The sequence below is a fragment of the Mycobacterium lacus genome (assembly GCF_010731535.1).
Lineage (GTDB): Bacteria > Actinomycetota > Actinomycetes > Mycobacteriales > Mycobacteriaceae > Mycobacterium > Mycobacterium lacus.
On the sequence record NZ_AP022581.1, the window covers coordinates 3599991 to 3618980 of the forward strand.

An 18990-nucleotide genomic window follows, 5' to 3' on the forward strand; every position below is an offset into this window, starting at 1 on the left:
CCACTTGTGGGGGCGTGCCCCCACTGCATCGTCGCCGGTGCGGCTCATGGGCGGTTCCACTCCCAGGTCGCGATCCGCACGTCGGAGTGGCTGACTCGCTCGATCCGGATGTCGAGGTGGCGCTCGGAGAGCCGTTCGGCCAGCCCCTCGCCCCACTCCACCACAACGACGGCATCTTCGAGATCGGTGTCGAGGTCCAGCGAATCCAGCTCGCCCAGTAGATCGGCCCGTTGATGGTCCAAGAGTCGGTACACGTCGACGTGGATCATGGCCGGCGCGTCGGGCCGGCGCGGCGGATGCACCCGGGCCAGCACGAACGTCGGCGATATGACCGGCCCGTCGACGTCCATTGCCGCGGCAATGCCCTTGGCCAACACGGTCTTTCCGGCGCCGAGTGGGCCGGAGAGCACGACGACGTCGCCCGCGCGCAGCTGCTCACCCAGCCGTGTGCCCAGGGCGACGGTGTCCTCGACGCGCTCCAAAGTGGCCGTGCCGTTCTCAACCACCGCGGAACCGTCCCCACAACAGTTGGCTCAACCGCCGGTACCGCAGCATCATCTTGCCCGGAATCGCCCGCTCGACAAGTCGGAGCAGCCCCGCGTTGATGGCATCGGGCTTGTCCAGCAGCGCTAGGTGGCCAGCCCCGGCGACGATCACCAGTTCGGAGAGTGGCAGCGAGGCCGCCATCTTTCTCGAGTATTCGTCCGGGGTGAGCAGGTCGTGGTCACCGCATGCGATCAGGGTCGGGATTCGCAGCAGCGTCCACAACCCGGCGGTTTCGTCGTGGGTTTCCAAAGCGCCCAGGAAGCCCACCAGGGTGGCGATCGGGGTGCCGTACATCATCCGCTGCGAGAACGCGTCCAGGCTCCGGCTGACCTCCAGGTCGCTAAAGGACGCGGCCCGCAGGATTGGGCCGATCAGTGACCGTGACACGTTGCGGCCGTGGTGCATCAGCTTCGGTGCGGACCGGGCGGTGAACCGGAGGGCTTCCAGCGCGGGGCTTTTCAGGATCTCGCCCAACGGCGAGCGCGTCACCCCTTCGGCGGCCGACGAGATCACCGCGGCGCCGACGATCCGGCGGCCGTATCGCCCGGGAAACTGCCGGGCGTGCGACAACACCGTCATGCCGCCCATCGAATGGCCGACCAACACGATCGGCCCGCGCGGCGCGGCCGTCTGCAGCACGGTTTCAAGGTCCTTGCCGAGCTGGGTCAGCGTGTAGGTCTCGGGCGCGGCTTCGCCGGACTGGCCGTGCCCGCGCTGATCGTAGAACACCATCCGCACGCTCGGTCCCCACCGCTCGCGGAGCCTGGTGCGCTGAAAGTGGAAGGCGCCCATCTGCAGACAGAACCCATGGGCGAACACCATGGTCAGCGGCGCCTCCACCGGGCCGACCTCGCACACCGCCAACCGCACCCCGTCGGGCGTGGTCACCACGTAGTTGCGATCGCCGTCCAGGGTCTCGAAATCCTCATCGGCGTAGGGGTCTTCGAGCAGGGTGGCACGTTCGGCCATCGAGCGCCGGGCCGACGCTCCGACGAGCGTAGCGACCGCGGTCAGCCCGGCTCCGCCCGCAAGCCAGGCCTTCTGGCGCTTGCGAGTTTCCTCACCGCTCAACGGTTTCGGCCTCGCGATAGGTTCTCGTGATACGCCCCCGAGGGCTGGTGACCACTTCGTAGTGGATGGTGCCGACCAGGTCGGCCCAATCCTGCGCGGTGGGCTCGCCGCGGGTACCGGGCCCGAACAGGATCGCCTGGTCACCTTCAGCGACGTCGAGCGGCCCGGGACCCAGGTCGACGACGAACTGGTCCATGCAAATCCGTCCGGCGCTCCGACGTCGCCGGCCGTTGATCATCACCTCGAGGCGCCCGCCCAGCGCCCGAAACACGCCGTCCGCGTAGCCAATTGGCAGCAGAGCCACGTTCGTGTCGTGCGGCGCGATCCAGGTGTGCCCATACGACACGCCTTCCCCGGCGCGAATCGACTTCACCAGCGCAACAGTACATTTCAGGGTCATCGCCGGCACCAGGCCCATGTCTGCGAACTCGGCAGCGGGACTGAGCCCATACACGGCGATGCCGGGCCGCACCAGATCGAGGGTGAGGTCGGGACGGCCCAGCGTCGCCGAAGAGTTCGACAGGTGAGCCACCTCGAACCGCACCCCCTGGTCGCGGGCCTGTGCCAGCAGGGTGGCAAACCGTTGGGCCTGAACGTCATTGATGGGATCGTGCGGCCGATCGGCGTAAACCAGGTGCGACATCAGGCCGTGCGGACGGATGGCGTCCTCGGCGACGGCCCGCCGCAACGCGGTCAGCATCGACGCGTATTGCGCCGGGCCCACACCGTTGCGGTTCAGCCCGGTGTCGACCTTGACCGTCACCGTGGCCGTGCGGCCCGTCCGGCGCACCGCGTCGAGCAGCTCGTCGAGCTGGCGCGGCGAGGACACGGCGATCTGCACGTCGCCCAGCAGCGCGGGCCCGAAGTCGATGCCGGGAGGATGCAGCCAGGCCAGCACCGGCGCGGTGATGCCGTCGGCCCGCAACGCCAGTGCCTCGTCGACGGTGGCGACACCGAGTTCGGCCGCACCGGCGGCCAACGCGGCGCGGGCCACCCGGGTGGCACCGTGGCCGTAGCCGTCGGCCTTGACGACGGCCATCACCTCCGCGCCGCCGGCGTGCTCGCGCAGCACCCGCACGTTGTGATCAATAGCACCCAGGTCAACCACGGCCTCGGCGAGGACGCCCGGGGTCAGCGATATCGGCGTAACGGCCACGGCCGCCATTCTCCCAGAACGTCGCTCAGAGGATCGCCGAGCGTAACGCAACCGCGAAAACCCGGCCCGAAAATCGCAGTGGCGTTACGCTCGCGGCGGCGCCTAGTGGGCGAAGTGCTGGGCGTCGTAGTGGCCGCCCGGCTTGAGCTTGTCCAGCGCGGCCAGCGCGGTGACGGCGTCGTCGTGCAGCGCCCGCGCCAGGTCGGCCGACAACCCTTCACGGACGACGACGCGCAGCACCGAGACGTGCGTGGCGTCGTCGGGCATGGTGTAGGCGGGCACCTGCCAACCGAAGGTCCGTAGCTCGTGGGAGACGTCGAACTCGGTGTACCCGCGGTCCTTGGCGAGCCGGAAGCTGATCACCGGGATCGCCGAGCCGTCGGAGATCAGCTCGCAATGGTCCGTCACCCGCAGCTGCTGGCCCAGCCACCGCGCGGTCTGCGACAAGGACTGCATGACCTTGGTGTAGCCGTCCCGGCCCAGCCGCAGGAAGTTGTAGTACTGACCGACGACCTGGTTGCCGGGGCGGGAGAAGTTCAGCGTGAACGTCGGCATGTCCCCACCCAGGTAGTTGACCCGGAACACCAGATCGTCAGGCAGGTACTCGCTGCTGCGCCACACGACGAACCCGACGCCGGGATAGGTCAGCCCGTACTTGTGACCGCTGACATTGATCGACACCACCCTGGGCAGCCGGAAATCCCAGACCAGGTCGGGATGCAGGAACGGCACCACGAAGCCGCCGCTGGCGGCGTCGACGTGCACCGGAACGTCCACGCCCCCGCCGGCCGCCAGTTTGTCCAGTGCCGCGCAGATCTCGGCGATGGGATCGAGTTCGCCGGTATAGGTGGTGCCCAGGATCCCTACCACGCCGATCGTGTCCTCGTCGACGGCATCGACGACCTGTTCGGGAGTGATGACGTAGCGCCCCTCCTCCATCGGCAGATAGCGGGGCTCAACATCGAAGTATCGGCAGAACTTCTCCCACACCACCTGGACGCCTGCGCCCATCACCAGGTTGGGGGTGCGGCCCCGCCAACCCGGGCCGACCTTTTGCCGCCAGCGCCATTTCAAGGCCAGGCCACCGAGCATCACCGCCTCGCTGGAGCCAATGGTGGACACCCCGCAGGCGCTGTTGGGGTCGTCGTCGCGCAGGTTTTCGGCGTGGAACAGGTCGGCCACCATGCAGACGCACCGCTGCTCGATGGCCGCGGTCGCCGGGTATTCGTCCTTGTCGATCATGTTCTTGTCGAACGTCTCGGCCATCAATTTCCCGGCCTCGGGATCCATCCAGGTGGTGACGAAGGTGGCCAGGTTCAGCCGCGAACTGCCGTCGAGCATCAGCTCGTCGTGGATGAAGCGGTAGGCGGCCTCCGGATCCATCGACTCTTCGGGCATCCGCAGCGCGGGAACCGGGGCGGTGAACAGGCGGCCGGTGTAGGCGGGGGCAATCGAATGTGCGGGCACCGACGAGTGGCTGCGCGACACGGCGGATCCTTTCTTGGATTAGCGATAGGTCCAGCTATATGGCGGCCAGGGCGGCCCGGATGTGATGGAGAATTCGTGACGCCGACGTGGGCGCGTCACCCGGCCCCGGGTCCGCGGCCGACAGCGCCGCGGCGCGGGCGTGCACAAATGCCGCCGCCGCGGCCGCCTCGGCGGCCGGTAATCCCGAGGCCAACAGCGCGCCGATCATGCCCGACAGCACGTCACCGGATCCGGCGGTGGCCGCCCACGATTGCCCGGCCGGGTTCAGGTAGACCGGGCCGCCGGGCTCGGCGATGACGGTGACATTCCCCTTGAGCAGTACGGTGGCCCCGAACGCGTCGGCGAGCTTGCGGCACGCGCCGACGCGATCGTCCCCGGGTGGGGCCCCGGCCAGCCGGGCGAACTCGCCGGCGTGCGGCGTCAGCACCGTCGGCGCGTTCCGGTCGGTGACCAGCTCGGGGTGGGCCGCCAGCATGGTCAGCCCATCGGCGTCCACGAGCACGGGGAGGTCGGTTTCCAAGGCGAACCACAGGGCCCCGGCGGCTTCGGCGTCCGAGGTGCCCAATCCCGGCCCGACGACCCAGGCCTGCACCCGTCCGGCCGCCGCGGGCGTGGTTGAGGCGATCACCTCCGGCCAACGCGCGAGCACCTCGCGAGTGGCACCGCCGGCATAGCGGACCATGCCGGAGGTGGCCGCGACCGCCGCACCCGTGCACAGCACCGCCGCGCCAGGATAGGTCGACGAGCCGGCAAGGACGCCGGTCACCCCCTGGGTGTACTTGTCGTCGTGGGCAGCGGGCACGGGCCAGCGTGCCGCCACATCGGCGGCCTCGAATCCGAGGATGTCGGTTCTGGGCAGGTCGAGCCCGATGTCGACGAGCCTGACCCGGCCGCAGTCGGCCAGCGCGTGCACCGGTTTGAGCCCGCCGAAGGTGACGGTCAGCGCGGCGCGCACCGCGGGGCCGGTGATAGCCCCGGTCGCGACGTCGATGCCGCTGGGGATGTCGACGGCAACCACTGGGATCGCGGCCGCATCCACAGCGGCGAACACCTCGGCCGCCGCGGGTCGCAGCGGCCCCGAACCGGAGATGCCCACCACCCCGTCGATGACGAGATCGGTTGCCGCCGAGACATTTTCGACAATACGGCCGCCGGCCTTCCGGAAGGCGGCCAGCGCCTTGGGATGGGTCCGCTCCGGGTTGAGCAGCACCGCGTCGGCCGCGGCGCCGCGACGGCGCAGGAACGTCGCCGCCCAGAGCGCGTCGCCGCCGTTGTCACCCGAGCCGACGACCGCGCACACTCGCCGGCCGGCCACCCCGCCCGTGCGCGCGATCAGCTCTTTGCGGATCGCGGTGGCCAACCCAAACGCCGCGCGCCGCATCAGCACACCGTCGGGCAGGCTTGCCAGCAGCGGTGCCTCGGCCTCGCGGATCGCGTCTACGGAGTAGTAATGCCGCATCAGCCCGTCTACTCCTCTGCTCGCAGCCGATCTGTCCGCGCTCACCAAGATACGTGCCCCGGTCGAGGGGCACCGGCGCACTCGGGTCGATTACCTGGCGCCGGTGCGACGGAAGCGTGCCTTCAGCTTCGCCGGATTCACCGGTGCCCCGCCGCGCTCTAGGGCCATCCGATAGAAGGCCAGACCGATCACGAGCGCGGCAAAATGGCCGATCGCGGTGAAGCTGAGTTCGATGCGGTCCATGGTGATCAGCGGAAAACCAAAGATGAGGAACAGCACCGCAAGATAGCCCCAGCGCCATGGCTTCGCGATGTGATAGGTCAGAACGCCCATGATGCCGACGAGAAAGTAGCTCACCCCGATATCGTGAGCGCGCACAAACCTTTCCGACGCGTCGTGGTTTTCAATCGCCAGGTAGAGCAGACCTTCGCTGACATACGTAGCCAGAACGTGGGCGCTCAATCCCACAGCGAGCCAACGCAGATGGCCCAGCCAGTGCTCGGCCGGGGCGAGAAACAGGGTGAACAGCAGCAGGTAGGGTTCCAGGTTCTTGCCATCGATCCACAGCAGGCTGGAGAACAGCACCCCGAGCGGGTCCGTCGCCAACTCGTGGATGTTGGTGGACCGGTGCAGCAGCACCACATGCAACTGCCGGCCCGTGAGCGTGTTCTGGACGATGGTCGTGATCGCCAACACGACCAGCCAGGTGTAGGTGAACGGCGCCCCGCTGACGAAATGCCACACCGCGAGCGCCCAGCTTCGCAGCCGCAGCCCCACCGATGCATGTGCCACGGCCTTAAGCGTATGCAGCGCTTACTCCACGGTGACGGACTTGGCCAGATTTCGCGGCTTGTCGACATCGTAACCGCGGGCCTGCGCCACCGAAGCCGCGAATACCTGCAGCGGGATCGTCGACAGCAGCGGCTGCAAAAGTGTTGACACCGCAGGGATTTCGATCAAGTGATCGGCGTAGGGACGCACGGTGTCGTCACCCTCTTCGGCGATCACGATGGTCACCGCGCCGCGCGTCTGGATCTCGCGGATGTTGGACAGCAGCTTCGCGTGCAACGTGGCCGACCCCTTGGGCGAGGGCATGACGACGATGACCGGCAGGTCGTCCTCGATCAGCGCGATGGGGCCATGCTTGAGCTCGCCGGCCGCGAAGCCCTCGGCGTGCATGTAGGCCAATTCCTTGAGTTTCAGCGCGCCTTCCAGCGCCACCGGATAGCCGACGTGACGGCCCAGGAACAGCACCGTCGACGACTCGGCGAACCGGTAGGCCAGGTCGGCGACCGGACCGATCGACGCGATCACCCGGGCCACCAGGTCCGGCATCGCTGCCAGTTCGCGATACTCGCGCTGGACCTCGTCGGGGTACTTGGTGCCGCGGGCCTGCGCCAACGCCAGGCCGAGCAGGTAGTTGGCGGCGATTTGCGCCAGGAAGGTCTTCGTCGAGGCCACGCCGATCTCTGGGCCGGCGCGGGTGTAGAGCACCGCGTCGCACTCACGCGGGATCTGGGAGCCGTTGGTGTTGCAGATCGCCAGCACCTTGGCCTTCTGCTCCTTGGCGTGCCGGACCGCTTCCAGGGTGTCGGCGGTTTCACCGGACTGCGAGATGGCCACCACCAGCGTGCTGCGGTCCAGCACCGGGTCGCGATAACGAAACTCGCTCGCCAGTTCTACCTCCACCGGCAATCGTGTCCAGTGCTCGATCGCGTATTTGGCCAGCAGCCCGGAGTGATACGCGGTACCGCAGGCGACGACGAACACCTTGTCGATCTCGCGCAGTTCCTGGTCGGAGAGCCGTTGTTCGTCGAGCACGATGCGCCCGCCGACGAAGTGCCCGAGCAGCGTGTCGGCCACCGCGGTGGGCTGCTCGGCGATCTCCTTGAGCATGAAGTACTCGTAGCCGCCCTTTTCGGCGGCGGCCAGGTCCCAGTCGATGTGAAAATGGCGGGCACTCGCGGCGTCGTCGTTGCCGTCGAAGTCGCTGATCCGGTAGCCGTCCGCGGTGATCACGACCGCCTGGTCCTGGCCGAGCTCGACCGCGTCGCGGGTGTGTTCGATGAACGCGGCCACGTCGGAGCCGACGAACATCTCGCCGTCGCCGATGCCCAGCACCAGCGGGGTGGAGCGGCGGGCGGCGACGATGGTGCCGGGCTCGTCGGCGTTGGCGAACACCAGTGTGAAGTGGCCCTCCAGTCGGCGCAGCACGGATAGCACGGAGCCAGCGAAGTCGCCCGCCGTCGCTCCGTGGCGATATGCCTGCGCCACCAAGTGCACCGCGACCTCGGTGTCGGTGTCGCTGGCAAACTCCACGCCGGTCGTCTCCAGCTCGTGGCGCAGCGTGGCGAAGTTCTCGATGATGCCGTTGTGGACGACGGCGATCTTGCGGACGGCGTCGCGGTGCGGGTGCGCGTTGCGGTCGGTAGGGCGGCCATGGGTGGCCCAGCGGGTGTGGCCCAGGCCAGTGCTGCCGGCCAGTGCGGCCGGTGGCATTTCGGCCATCGCCTCCTCCAGGTTGGCCAGCCGGCCGGCCCGACGGCGCACGGTGAGGTTGCCGTCACCATCGACCAACGCGATGCCGGAGGAGTCGTATCCGCGGTACTCCATCCGGCGCAGTGCGTCCATGACGACGTCGCAGGCAGGGCGCTGACCGACGTAGCCGACAATTCCGCACATAGCAGACCAGGGTAGTGCAGCCGTGGGGTGGTGCAGCCGGCTCATGCGACCTGCCCCGGCCCGACACCGGACACCCCCCATCAGCCAAGCACAGCCGGCGGGTGAGGTGGTATGGATTCTTTTCAATTCATACGAACCTCCTAATCGACGGTAACTAATTCATCTGAAATGTTTGTGACGTTTTCTTTTTCTTCATATTTCCAGCATCGGTGTGCGCTTAGAATCAGCAATGTCGGCTAGAGCTGGCAACCACCGAGAAGTGATACGAACTGCGGTATCGGCGTACCGACGAACGCCGTAATACGCGGACCCGCTAGCGGGAAAACGGCACCGGAGCCAGCGGAGAGGACAACGGTGTAAACGCTCGCCTGATCACCACCGCGCTCGGTCTTGGAGCCACCGCCACCGGCGAATAGCGCTACAGATCAAGGATTTCGCCGTGGAAGGTGATCGCTTCGCAGCAGCGCAACTGCGCTCTTGCCATCAGCTGTCCACGAGGCATCAACGCCACCGTCCAGCTACTCGATAACGACGTCGAATGCCATGTGAAGGGATTCTGCTGGCACGAATATCCGGGAATACATAGCAAACGTAGCTAACCAATAGTTAGGCCCTGCCAGTTGCGAAACTCAGCGGCGGCTATGACCCGATTGATGAATCTCGACAAAACATTAATCCAGACGCCGGGAGCGGGTCCATCGAAAAAGGCGACTTGTGACCCCGCCCGCGCGCAATCTTCGAGGAGTGAATCATGACTGCTGTTCTGTACGATACGGCGACTGCCCCGTCTGCACCCGAACCGACGTTGGCGCCCCGCCGAAAACAGGTGCCGCACCGGCGGCGTCGTCAACAGCCGCTCGACCCTCCAAGCGACCCAATGGTGGACGCGGCCGCTCGTTTGTTGAGCATTCCGCTGCGCCAGGTGTACGCGGTGCTCTGGCGCGTCGGGGCGATCGAGGTTATGGCCTAGCAGGCTGCCGACGTCGGGAGCTGCCTGACGGGGCGACGACGGGCAGCTCCGGACGGCACGCGCTGGACCCATCCCCCGGTTCACCGCTAACGTCGACGGGTGGCCCGCACCAGCAAGCTCGTCGCCGCCCTCAGCCGCCGCGGCCCACACCACGTTTTGCGTGGTGATTTGGCCTTTGCCGGCCTGCCCGGCGTGGTGTACACCCCGCAGGCCGGACTGAACCTTCCCGGCGTCTCCTTCGGCCACGACTGGCTCACCGGCAGTGCCCGGTATTCGGGTCTGCTGGAGCATCTGGCGTCGTGGGGCATCGTGGCCAGCGCCCCCGACACCCAGCGGGGACTGGCGCCGTCGGTGCTGAACCTTGCCTTTGATCTGGGGGTTGCCCTCGATATCGTGGCGGGAGTGCGCCTCGGGCCGGGAAAGATCAGCGTGCACCCCGCCAAGCTCGGCGTGGTTGGCCACGGTTTCGGCGGCTCGGCCGCCGTGTTCGCTGCCGCGGGAATGCCCACCAAGCCGTCGGCAGTCGCGGCGATCTTCCCGACGGTGACCAGTCCCCCGGCGGAACAGCCCGCCGCCACGCTCAGCGTGCCCGGTCTGATCCTGAGCGCACCGGGCGATCCGAAGACGTTGACGTCCAACGCCCTGGGGCTTTCGCGGGCTTGGGAAACGGCCACGTTGCGCATCGTGAGCAAAGCCCAAGCCGGCGGCCTGGTTGAGGGCCGGCGACTGACCAAGGTGGTCGGGCTGGCGGGGCCGCACCGCAGGACGCAACGTTCGGTGCGCGCGCTGCTGACCGGGTATCTGCTTTACATGCTCAACGGAGACAAGACCTACCGCGAATTTGCCGATCCAGAGGTGCAGTTGCCCAGGACCGACCCAATAGACCTGGGAGCGCCACCGGTCACCCCCGAAGAGAAGATCGTTGCACTGCTGAAGTAAGGCGCTCACCGTGGCGCACGAATTCGGGGTGCGGCCTGGTCGGGCTGTTCGCGGCGCGGTCGAACACGTTGCGATTGGGAGCGGGTGAGCGGGCCGCGGCCGAGATACTAGACGCGCCGAGGTCGCGTTGGGATTTACCGTCACCGCCCTGCCTTCGGAAGCTCGTCCGCGGCGATCTCACAGGGTGTCGATCCCGCCGGCGCCGGTTGCCGTGGTGGCCCGACAGCCGGCGGTGGTCCGGCCGCGGGCGGTGGTTCGACGGCCGGCGGTGGTTCGACGGCCGGCCGTGGTCCGGCCGCGGGCGGCGGTTCGACGGCCGGTGCGGCGACGGCCGGTGTCGCGGTCTTGTCTGCGACGCCGTGGAGCTGCTCGCCCGGTTGTGGTTCGGCAGGCTCCCCTTCCTCTGTGGCCTGCTCTCCCGGGTGGGTCTCCTCGGCCTGCTCCGCCTTTTCGGGCTCTTCCGGCTCGGGGGCATCCTCGTCGTCGGCGATGTCTTCGGCCCAGGGGGGGTCGGCGAGCTGGGCGGCGGCCGAGCCCAGCAAGCCACCCATCGCCTGCACGATTCGACCGGCAAGCCCGCCGAGGCCCCCAAGATCACCCAAACCGCCGCTGCCTGTGGGGAGAGTTGGGCCGCCGCCCATCGCAGCCCCCGGGTCCGGGGGCGTGAGGATCGCCGGGGTTAGCCCGGGCACCGGGGCCGTGGCCGGCGCCGGATCGGGTGGGAGGGCAGGCAACGCGGCGGCGGGTGCGACCGCCGCCGGCACAGCCGTCGACGGGGCCGGCCGGACGGCGTGACGGACGGGCCCCAGGTCGCCGGGGATCTCGAAGTACGCCCGCGGCGCGGTGGCCAGCCGGTCGGTGACGACGTCGTACGACGCCGCCACCCCGGCCCGTGTGGAACGCATCGCCGTCAGCCAATCGTCGCGAATGTCGTTGTCCACGTATGGTTTTATCTGCTGGTGAACCAGCTCCTCGGCCGTCGCCCGGTCCCCCACCCCGGTCGTGACCGTATCGGCGGCCGCCAACCAGGCCGGCCGCAACGCCAGCGTGCGATCGTCGATCGCGATGGCCGCCGCGACCTTTGAGTCGACCAGGTGCCACAGGTTGTCGCGCAGCGACTCGCATCGCTGAACCGCCGCGCGCACTTCACTGGCCAGCGCGTTTGCGGCATCGCAATGGCGCTGCAGGAACCGGACCGCTGCGTCGGCTCCCGGTCCCGCCCACGCCGCGGAAAGCTCGGTGACCTGGGCACGCTGCATTCTCAGCGCCTCGGCGACCGCGTCGGCCACCGCCCGCAGCCGTCCGCAGTCGGCGTCGAGCGCGTGCAGGTCGAGGCCGTCTTCGCTGTCGTACCAGTCGCGGATCTGGGCAGGGTGCGACGTCAGGTCGGGATGTTGGTAGCCCAGCAATTGGCAAGCCCGTACATACCGCAGCGTGTGCTCGACGGCGGGGCGGCCCTCAGCGAGGCGCTCGGCCACGTCCAACCGGTCGGCCACGATCAGCCAATCCGCGCCGCGGCAGACAGCTCGGCATCGGCATAGCGGTCGGCGCCGGCGCGCAGCGCGACCGCGACCTCGACGGCCGCCCGCGACCACTGCGATAACTCCTGCGCCAGCCGGGTCAGCCCGGTGCGCAACGCGTCGCCGGGAGCGGCGTGCGCCCGGCCGGCGCTGGCTGCGCCGAAGGCCAGCCGTGCCAGATGGTTGGCCACCGCATCGTCGATGAGTTCGGCGGCCGCGCCGATCCGGTCGGCGACCGCACGAACCGCGGCCACGTCGATATCGGTTGAGTCATAGCCATTTCCACGATCGGGTCTCATGCTTAGTCCGACGCCCGACACCGCGCCGGGGTTCCAGCATGTCCGGGTCAGCGCTGGGCGCTCACGGCCTCCGCGACACTCGTGGCCAGCCGCTGCGCGATGCACTCGTCGGCGGCCTCCACCATGACCCGAATCATCGGCTCGGTTCCGGAGGGACGCAACAGGATTCGACCGGTGTCACCCAGCTCGGCCGCGGCCTCGTCGACCGCCGCCTGGACCGAGGGCGCCGCGACGGCGGTGGCCTTGTCGGCGACCTCCACGTTGATCAGCACCTGCGGCAACGCCTGCATCACCGATGCGAGAGCCGCCAGTGAGGATCCCGTCTGCACCATGCGCGTCATCAATCGCAACCCGGTGACGATGCCGTCGCCGGTGGAGCCCAGTGTCGGCATCACGATGTGGCCGGATTGCTCGCCGCCAAGGCTGTAGTCGCCGGCCCGTAACTCCTCCAGGACGTAGCGGTCGCCGACGGCGGTCGTGCGCACGGCGATGCCGGCTGAGCGCATGGCCAGGTGCAGCCCGAGGTTGCTCATCACGGTGGTCACCAACGTGTCGTAGGCCAGTTCGCCGGCCTCCTTCATCGCCAGCGCCAGCACCACCATGATGGCGTCGCCGTCGACGAGTTCACCGTTGGCGTCGACGGCCAGGCACCGGTCGGCATCGCCGTCGTGCGCCAGGCCCAGGTCGGCGTGGTGGGCGATGACCGCCGCTCGCAGCGATTCCAGGTGCGTCGATCCGCAGTTGTCGTTGATGTTGCGCCCGTTGGGGTCGGCGTTGATGGCGATGACACGGGCACCGGCCGCGCGGTAAGCGCGCGGTGCCACCGACGACGCGGCACCATGGGCGCAGTCGACGACCACGGTCAGACCGTCGAGCCGGACGGTGCCGACCTTGCTCACCTGGCGCAGATAGCGGTCCGCCGCATCCCCGGCGTCGACGACGCGGCCGATGCCGACGCCGACCGGGCGCAACCCGGGTCCCGCCGCCACCAGGGCCTCGATCTGATCCTCGGTGTCGTCGGCCAATTTGTGCCCGCCGGGCCCGAAGATCTTGATGCCGTTGTCGGGCATCGGGTTGTGCGACGCCGAGATCATCACCCCGAAGTCGGCGTCGTAGGCGCCGGTCAGGTACGCCACCGCGGGCGTCGGTAGCACTCCGACCCGCAACGCGTCGACCCCCTCGCTGGTCAGCCCGGCGATTACCGCGGATTCGAGCATCTCGCCGCTGGCCCGGGGATCGCGGCCGATCACGGCGACCCGCCGGCCCGGCGCGCCCGGACTCGCCAAGTGCCGCGCGGCGGCGGCGCCCAGCGCCAGCGCCAGCTCGGCGGTCAGCTCGCGATTGGCGACCCCGCGGACACCGTCGGTGCCGAACAGTCGACCCATACGGACAAACCTTTCACAGTTGACAGCCCCGCACATACCCACTGTTGGCCGCGAGCGTGCGTGCTTGTGCACCGACACGCCGGGAACGGCAGACAAAGATGCCCGCTCGCGGCCCGATAGTGACTCAGCGCTTGCTGTACTGCGGCGCCTTGCGGGCCTTCTTCAGGCCGTACTTCTTGCGCTCGGTGGCACGCGGGTCACGGGTGAGGAAGCCGGCCTTCTTCAGGGCGGGCCGGTCCTCGGGCGACGCCAGAATCAACGCCCGCGCGATGCCCAGCCGCAGTGCACCGGCCTGACCCGACGGGCCACCGCCGCCCAGGTGAGCAAAGATGTCGAAGCTTTCGGTCCGCTCCACCGTGACCAGCGGGGCCTTGATGAGCTGCTGGTGCACCTTGTTGGGGAAGTAGTCCTCCAAGCTGCGGCCGTTGAGGTCGAACTTGCCGGTGCCCGGCACCAGGCGCACCCGCACGACGGCTTCCTTGCGGCGGCCGACGGTCTGGATGGGCCGCTCGAACACGAACGATTGGCCGGGTTTGGCCGCCGCCGTCTCGGCCGGAGCTTGCGGGACCTCTACGGCCTCGGGCGTTTCGGTCATTGCGCCACCTGCTTGATCTCGTACGGAACCGGGCGCTGGGCGGTGTGTGGATGCTCCGGGCCGGCGTAGACGCGCAGCTTGCGCTGGATCTGGCGGCTGAGCTTGTTCTTCGGCAGCATGCCCACGATCGCCTTCTCCACCACACGGTCGGGGTGCTTTTGCATCAGCTCGCCAATGGTGCGTTTGTGCAAGCCGCCGGGATACCCGGAGTGGCGGTAAGCCATCTTGTGCTGCAGTTTCTCGCCGCTGATGGCGACCTTGCCGGCGTTGATGACGATGACGAAGTCGCCGCCATCGACATTGGGAGCGAACGTCGGCTTGTGCTTGCCGCGCAGCAGGTTGGCCGCCGCGACGGCAAGGCGGCCAAGCACCACGTCCGTGGCGTCGATGACGTACCACGATCGCGTGGTGTCACCCGCCTTGGGCGCATATGTAGGCACAGCGCTTACCTTTTCTTCTCGGAGTGGATCCCGGTGTGACCCGGGTACCGGTCAGGCGTGGACGGTGGGGTTGGTCTCGGCGACCGGCATTGACCCGAGGCCCCGGCGTACCGCACGCCAACGGTGCAGCTTACCGACGGGCATCCCCGCAGGTCAAAATCACGAATTGATGATCTGAACACCCGCGTGGATGAGTTCGTTGTCTCAATTTCGAAGATGCCGCGGGCAACGATGAAGGCATGCGGTTGCTAATTACGGCACACGCCCGCGCATTTTCCGCGTCGCAGCGGGATTCCCCTACGCAACTCCGCTAGACCGCGCATCCTGTCGTCGCAGGTGACTGATAGCACTGATGGCCGACAATGCACGCGTATCGACCCGGAGGATCGAGCTGTCGTTCCGCGCGAGCCGGTTGATTCGCGCTGCGAGTTCCAGACCGCGATCGGCTGCCTCCGCGAGGTTCTGCCACCGCCATAAGGACCTCTCGATTCGATCTAGTTCACTCAGCCGACGGGCGCGCTGTACGACAGTGTGCACACGCGCATTGTCGAGGATTGCGCGTCCACCGTCGGGACAGCAATCCGTATCCGTGCAGATCAGGCGCGTCCACACGTCCCGGTGGTGGCAAATCGCCGCCAGGCTGCGCTTATCGATACTTCGGCCCAGCGGTGCCACAAATACCGGCCGCCCGGACCCGGTTCCACCCGATTGGGAGCGTCGGCGGCCTGACATCGTTGCTGGGAGGTCGCACCGTTCACGCCAACCAATTCCGGTTTCATACCCCTGGGCGCCGGCCGCGATACCTAACTCGCCCAGGCGGCCTTGTTGCCACAGGATGACCGAGTAGTCGCGCCTCAGCAGTTCGATCAGGCGGATCAGGTCGGTCGCCCGTTCGTCGGGGTGCGCGCCATCGTCGATCTTCGACGCCGCCAGGGCGAGCTCCCGAGGCGCAAGCCCGGCGAGTGCACGCATCATCGGGTCAAGCGCCTGGATTCCCTTGATCGGCAGGAGCATTCGCCAGCCGATGGCCATGACAGCTAGAACCGGTAGAGCAATATCTTCGTGGTCAAGGTATTCCCGTGCGTTTTCCCACATTCCGGCCTGGACATCGATCCACTCGCTCCCGGGAAGGTCGACGTGTACGTAAGGCGGGATGCCGGCAGTCGCCCCATGATTGATTTGGTAGTCGATCACCCGTCGAGTGAGGTCTGACAGAAACGCCGGGCGCGATGATTCTTCTGGTATCAGTGCCCGCGGCAGGCCGAAAGGCAACCTGGCCCAACGATCATCAGGAGGCTGCGAGTCCTGGAAAAAGTAGGTCTGCGGGTCAACGATGCCCGTCGATCGGGGGTTCGAAGGGCTTGGTCTTGAGAGGACGCCCTGATGAGCAGTTCGGCCATAACCGCACCTCCTTCGTGCCGCTATCGTAACATCGATGGAAATACAGTACGCAACTTGACCGGTAGCTTTGTGCGAAACATACTCGGCATCATGCGGAAGAGAACCTCGCAAAATGACTGATATCCGGACATCGACAAGAAAATCCCGTGGGACCAACCGGGCTGATGGCAGTGCGTCGGTGACGTACATGCGCGTGGTGGCAAAGGTCACCAGCTCGGGAATCACGCAGGCGGAGCTGGCCAAAGCGGTAGGGGCGGGCCCGCGCTCTGTGCAGAACTGGGCTAGCGGGCATAACACTCCCCGCGGCAGATCGGCTGCGAAACTGCTTGATGTCCACGCGATTGTGGACCTCCTCAGCGATTCCTACACGCCGGAGGGCATCGATATCTGGTTCCACTCCCGGAACCGCAACCTCGACATGCGTCGCCCGATCGACCTGCTTACGGAAGGCGATTTCGACCGAGTTCTCGATGAAGCGAAATGGGTCGCGGGAGGCATGTGAGGCATGGATTCGCTGCCTGCCAGGCAGGCTCAGGCAAAGACCATCAGCGTGGAAGGCACCTGGCAACGCCATGTCGCCGCAAAATATCTGGATAAGGCCCTTGCAGGTAGATCGGCAACTGGACGATGGGGCACTGAAGGCGGCTTTCCAGTTCTTTATCTCGGCCGTCCGACCAATTCCTGTCGTGGTCGAGGCATACCGGCACTTGATCGACCCGATAGCTGACACCCCGGTGCCTCCGATCAGCCCGCGCGCGCTCATCGCTTGCGATGTGTCGGTGTCGGTGATCTTGGATCTGCGGTCGGCCGCGAACCGCGTGTTGGCCAATTTGACGATGGAGCAGTTGCAATCAGACACGCGTGACCGTGACGCCTACTCGGCTTGTCAGAACGTCGCGCCTGTAGCCCACTAACTCGAATTCCGTGGTTCGATCGCTCCGGCTCCGACCCGGATGGGGGAGACGCTCGCGCTGTTTACCGATCGGCTTAACGACGACGAGCAGCCGTCACTTGCAGCCGAAGAGCTCTGGACCGAGCTACCGCCGGATCCCCGCGAACCGGGAATGGGCCGCCACTTGCGTCTGGTTCCCTAGACAGCACCGTGGGATCGAGAACGACGACCCCGTCCAACCGCGAGACGGGGCGGTCCTCGCCCCATCATGAAGCACTGTGTGGTCCCGACGGCTCTCCCCCGCCGGGACCACACAGAGCCTGTTGCGGCGCGGCTACCGCGCCCAGATGCCGGCCGCCCGGCGGTCGGCGCTGGCCACGTCGTCGGCGCCGTCGCGGACCGCATTGCCGAGGTCGACCAGTAGCTCGTTAAGCGCGGTGGCGGCCTGGTGCCACCGCTGCTGCTCGGTTTGGTATGCGGCCGCCGCCTCTCGGGTCCAGAGCTGCTGCAACGGCGCGATTTGTGACCTCAGCTCCTCCAGCGCTTGGTTGAAGCGAGCCGAGGTGGTGTGGATCTCCTGGCGAACGGAGCATTCGATCGCGTCGAAGTTGTACGACGGTAGCTGTCAAGGTGTTTGAGACAGCGTCTCACTATGTGGACACTATTTTCGGTTGTGGGGTCGGTGGGTTGATCCATGCCGCGGTCGGTAGTTTCGGGGGCTGTGGTGGGCTGCTAAACCGGTTGGGGTTGGCGGCGTAGGCATCGGCCATGACCCGGGCTCGTTTGGCCTGGATGTCGGCGGCGGTGCCGAAGTACACCGACGCCGGTGTGTGCAGGCCGAGCGCGGAATGGCGGTGCTCGTGGCGCAGGTAGTCGAAGAAGTCTTTGCACCAGGTGCGGGCGTGCTCGATCGAGTCGAACCGTTCGGGAAAATCGTTGCGGTACTTCAGCGTTTTGAACTGGGATTCGCTGAACGGGTTGTCGTTTGACACCCGTGGGCGCGAGTGGCTGCGCGCCACGCCGAGGTCGATTAGCAGCTGGGCGACGTTCTTCGACGTCATCGCCGAACCCCGGTCGGCGTGGATCGCGCCGGGCCGCCCGTGTAGCGCGGTCAGCTCGGCCATCCAGTCCTGGGCGATGTCGGCGTCCTCGTGGTACTCGACGCGCCAGCCGACGGGGTAGCGGCTGAAGATGTCCAGCATCACGTAGAGCTGGTAGAACTCGCCGCGCACCGGTCCCGCCAATTTGGTGATGTCCCAGGACCACACGTCGTTGGGTTGGTGGGCGACCAGCTCGGGTTTGACCCGCGGCGGGTGTGTGGCTACCCGCCGCCGTTCGCGGGTCATGTTGTGCGTGCGCAGGATCCGGTACATCGTGGACTGCGAGCACAGGTAGACGCCCTCGTCGAGCAGCTCGGCCCACACTTGGGCGACCGCCTTGTCGGCGAAGCGCGGCTGGCACAACACCGTAAGGATCTGCGTGCGCTCGGCCGCGTCGAGCGCATTGGGCGGCGGTCCGCTCGGCCCGGGTTTGCGGCGTGGACCGGCAGGGCGGTTGCGCTGCCGATACAGGCTCGCGCGCGGCTTGCCCAGCAGCGCGCACGCCTTCGCGGTCGAGGTCAGCCGCTCCACCTCGGGCAGCAACTGTGCGATCACTTCTTCGACCCGGGCCGCGTGCCCGTGCTCTCGGAGAGCGTCTCCAAGAGCGCGTGTGCTTTTCCCACCAGATCCAACGCGGCCCTCGTGCGTTCAAGCTCGGCCTCGGCCCGTTCGGCCCGCTTCCGTAGCCGTTCGATCTCGGCCTGGTCGCGGTCCTTACCACGACCGCCTGACCGGGCCAGCCCGTCCAACGCGCCCGCGTCGCGCGCTCGGCGCCACTCCACGATGTGCGATGAGTACAGGCCCTCACGCCGAAGCAGCGCACCCCGCGCACCCGGCTCGGTCAACGCGTCGTACTCGGCCACAATGGCCGCCTTGTACTCCGGGGTGAAGTTGCGCCGCCGGGGACGATCCGCCCGCGGACCCTGGGCCGAATCGGTTCCCACGCCTTCATCATCGGCGCTACCCTTCCGGACCTCAGCCAAAGTCGCCGTCATTGTTCGTTGCAATCCTTACTTGCCCTCAATACCTGGTCAGATATTTTCGAAC

At 67.3% G+C, this 18990-nt stretch carries 19 protein-coding genes; 3 read left to right on the forward strand and 16 right to left on the reverse strand.

Features of this window, described 5'->3' with window-relative positions:
* Positions 1 to 44: 44 nt before the first annotated feature.
* From tsaE to glmS, 7 genes are all read right to left on the reverse strand, one after another.
* The gene (gene tsaE / locus G6N24_RS16495) at positions 45 to 506 is read right to left on the reverse strand and encodes a tRNA (adenosine(37)-N6)-threonylcarbamoyltransferase complex ATPase subunit type 1 TsaE (RefSeq protein WP_085160737.1); all 462 of its coding nucleotides are present in this window, start codon (positions 504 to 506) and stop codon (positions 45 to 47) included.
* Entirely contained in the window at positions 499 to 1560 is a 1062-nt protein-coding gene (locus tag G6N24_RS16500; protein ID WP_179963503.1) for an alpha/beta fold hydrolase, read from the reverse strand. Before G6N24_RS16500 ends, tsaE begins: the two co-directional genes overlap by 8 nt.
* Before the next feature lie 46 nt (positions 1561 to 1606).
* Entirely contained in the window at positions 1607 to 2773 is a 1167-nt protein-coding gene (gene alr / locus G6N24_RS16505; protein ID WP_179963440.1) for an alanine racemase, read from the reverse strand.
* Positions 2774 to 2875: 102 nt separating this feature from the next.
* The gene (locus tag G6N24_RS16510; RefSeq protein WP_085160731.1) at positions 2876 to 4261 is read right to left on the reverse strand and encodes a glutamate decarboxylase; all 1386 of its coding nucleotides are present in this window, start codon (positions 4259 to 4261) and stop codon (positions 2876 to 2878) included.
* A gap of 34 nt (positions 4262 to 4295) precedes the next feature.
* A complete protein-coding gene (locus tag G6N24_RS16515) occupies positions 4296 to 5720 on the reverse strand; it encodes an NAD(P)H-hydrate dehydratase (protein ID WP_085160729.1) in 1425 nt (474 codons plus the stop codon).
* A gap of 90 nt (positions 5721 to 5810) precedes the next feature.
* On the reverse strand, positions 5811 to 6512 hold the full coding sequence (locus tag G6N24_RS16520; RefSeq protein ID WP_085160727.1) for a rhomboid-like protein: 702 nt from the start codon (positions 6510 to 6512) through the stop codon (positions 5811 to 5813).
* Positions 6513 to 6533: 21 nt separating this feature from the next.
* On the reverse strand, positions 6534 to 8402 hold the full coding sequence (gene glmS / locus G6N24_RS16525) for a glutamine--fructose-6-phosphate transaminase (isomerizing) (RefSeq protein ID WP_085160725.1): 1869 nt from the start codon (positions 8400 to 8402) through the stop codon (positions 6534 to 6536).
* A gap of 751 nt (positions 8403 to 9153) precedes the next feature.
* Between glmS and G6N24_RS24840 the strand changes: the two genes are divergently transcribed.
* Positions 9154 to 9372, forward strand: a complete 219-nt coding sequence (locus G6N24_RS24840) for an Rv1535 family protein (RefSeq protein WP_085160723.1) — start codon at positions 9154 to 9156, stop codon at positions 9370 to 9372.
* Between the two features lie 99 nt (positions 9373 to 9471).
* A complete protein-coding gene (locus G6N24_RS16530) occupies positions 9472 to 10311 on the forward strand; it encodes a dienelactone hydrolase family protein (protein WP_085160721.1) in 840 nt (279 codons plus the stop codon).
* 140 nt (positions 10312 to 10451) lie between these two features.
* On the opposite strand, the gene G6N24_RS16535 is transcribed toward G6N24_RS16530, so the two are convergent.
* The 6 genes from G6N24_RS16535 to G6N24_RS16560 form a co-directional block, all read right to left on the reverse strand.
* Positions 10452 to 11807, reverse strand: a complete 1356-nt coding sequence (locus G6N24_RS16535) for a hypothetical protein (RefSeq protein WP_085160719.1) — start codon at positions 11805 to 11807, stop codon at positions 10452 to 10454.
* Between the two features lie 2 nt (positions 11808 to 11809).
* Positions 11810 to 12130, reverse strand: a complete 321-nt coding sequence (locus G6N24_RS16540; RefSeq protein WP_085160717.1) for a type VII secretion target — start codon at positions 12128 to 12130, stop codon at positions 11810 to 11812.
* A 47-nt stretch (positions 12131 to 12177) separates the two neighbouring features.
* Positions 12178 to 13515 (reverse strand): phosphoglucosamine mutase, encoded by a 1338-nt coding sequence (glmM, locus tag G6N24_RS16545; protein ID WP_085160716.1) that lies wholly within the window; start codon positions 13513 to 13515, stop codon positions 12178 to 12180.
* A 124-nt stretch (positions 13516 to 13639) separates the two neighbouring features.
* Complete coding sequence (gene rpsI, locus G6N24_RS16550) at positions 13640 to 14110, reverse strand: 30S ribosomal protein S9 (protein ID WP_085160714.1); 471 nt, start codon at positions 14108 to 14110, stop codon at positions 13640 to 13642.
* Positions 14107 to 14550 carry a 50S ribosomal protein L13 gene (gene rplM, locus G6N24_RS16555; RefSeq protein WP_085160712.1) on the reverse strand — a complete coding sequence of 148 codons (444 nt, stop codon included), beginning with the start codon at positions 14548 to 14550 and terminating at the stop codon, positions 14107 to 14109. The genes rpsI and rplM overlap by 4 nt, the downstream gene beginning before the upstream one ends.
* Positions 14551 to 14847: 297 nt before the next feature.
* Positions 14848 to 15744, reverse strand: coding sequence for a hypothetical protein (locus tag G6N24_RS16560; protein ID WP_085160710.1), 897 nt, complete (start codon positions 15742 to 15744; stop codon positions 14848 to 14850).
* Positions 15745 to 16063: 319 nt separating this feature from the next.
* Between G6N24_RS16560 and G6N24_RS16565 the strand changes: the two genes are divergently transcribed.
* Complete coding sequence (locus G6N24_RS16565; protein WP_139822412.1) at positions 16064 to 16453, forward strand: helix-turn-helix domain-containing protein; 390 nt, start codon at positions 16064 to 16066, stop codon at positions 16451 to 16453.
* A 724-nt stretch (positions 16454 to 17177) separates the two neighbouring features.
* On the opposite strand, the gene G6N24_RS16570 is transcribed toward G6N24_RS16565, so the two are convergent.
* Genes G6N24_RS16570 through G6N24_RS23935 form a run of 3 tightly spaced genes read right to left on the reverse strand, consistent with a single transcriptional unit; the run spans position 17178 to position 18938 of the window.
* A complete protein-coding gene (locus G6N24_RS16570) occupies positions 17178 to 17441 on the reverse strand; it encodes a WXG100 family type VII secretion target (protein WP_085160704.1) in 264 nt (87 codons plus the stop codon).
* A 52-nt stretch (positions 17442 to 17493) separates the two neighbouring features.
* The gene (locus G6N24_RS16575) at positions 17494 to 18498 is read right to left on the reverse strand and encodes an IS3 family transposase (protein ID WP_163745452.1); all 1005 of its coding nucleotides are present in this window, start codon (positions 18496 to 18498) and stop codon (positions 17494 to 17496) included.
* Positions 18495 to 18938: a transposase gene (locus G6N24_RS23935; RefSeq protein WP_179963428.1), complete on the reverse strand. Its 444-nt coding sequence runs from the start codon at positions 18936 to 18938 to the stop codon at positions 18495 to 18497. Before G6N24_RS23935 ends, G6N24_RS16575 begins: the two co-directional genes overlap by 4 nt.
* Positions 18939 to 18990: the final 52 nt, after the last annotated feature.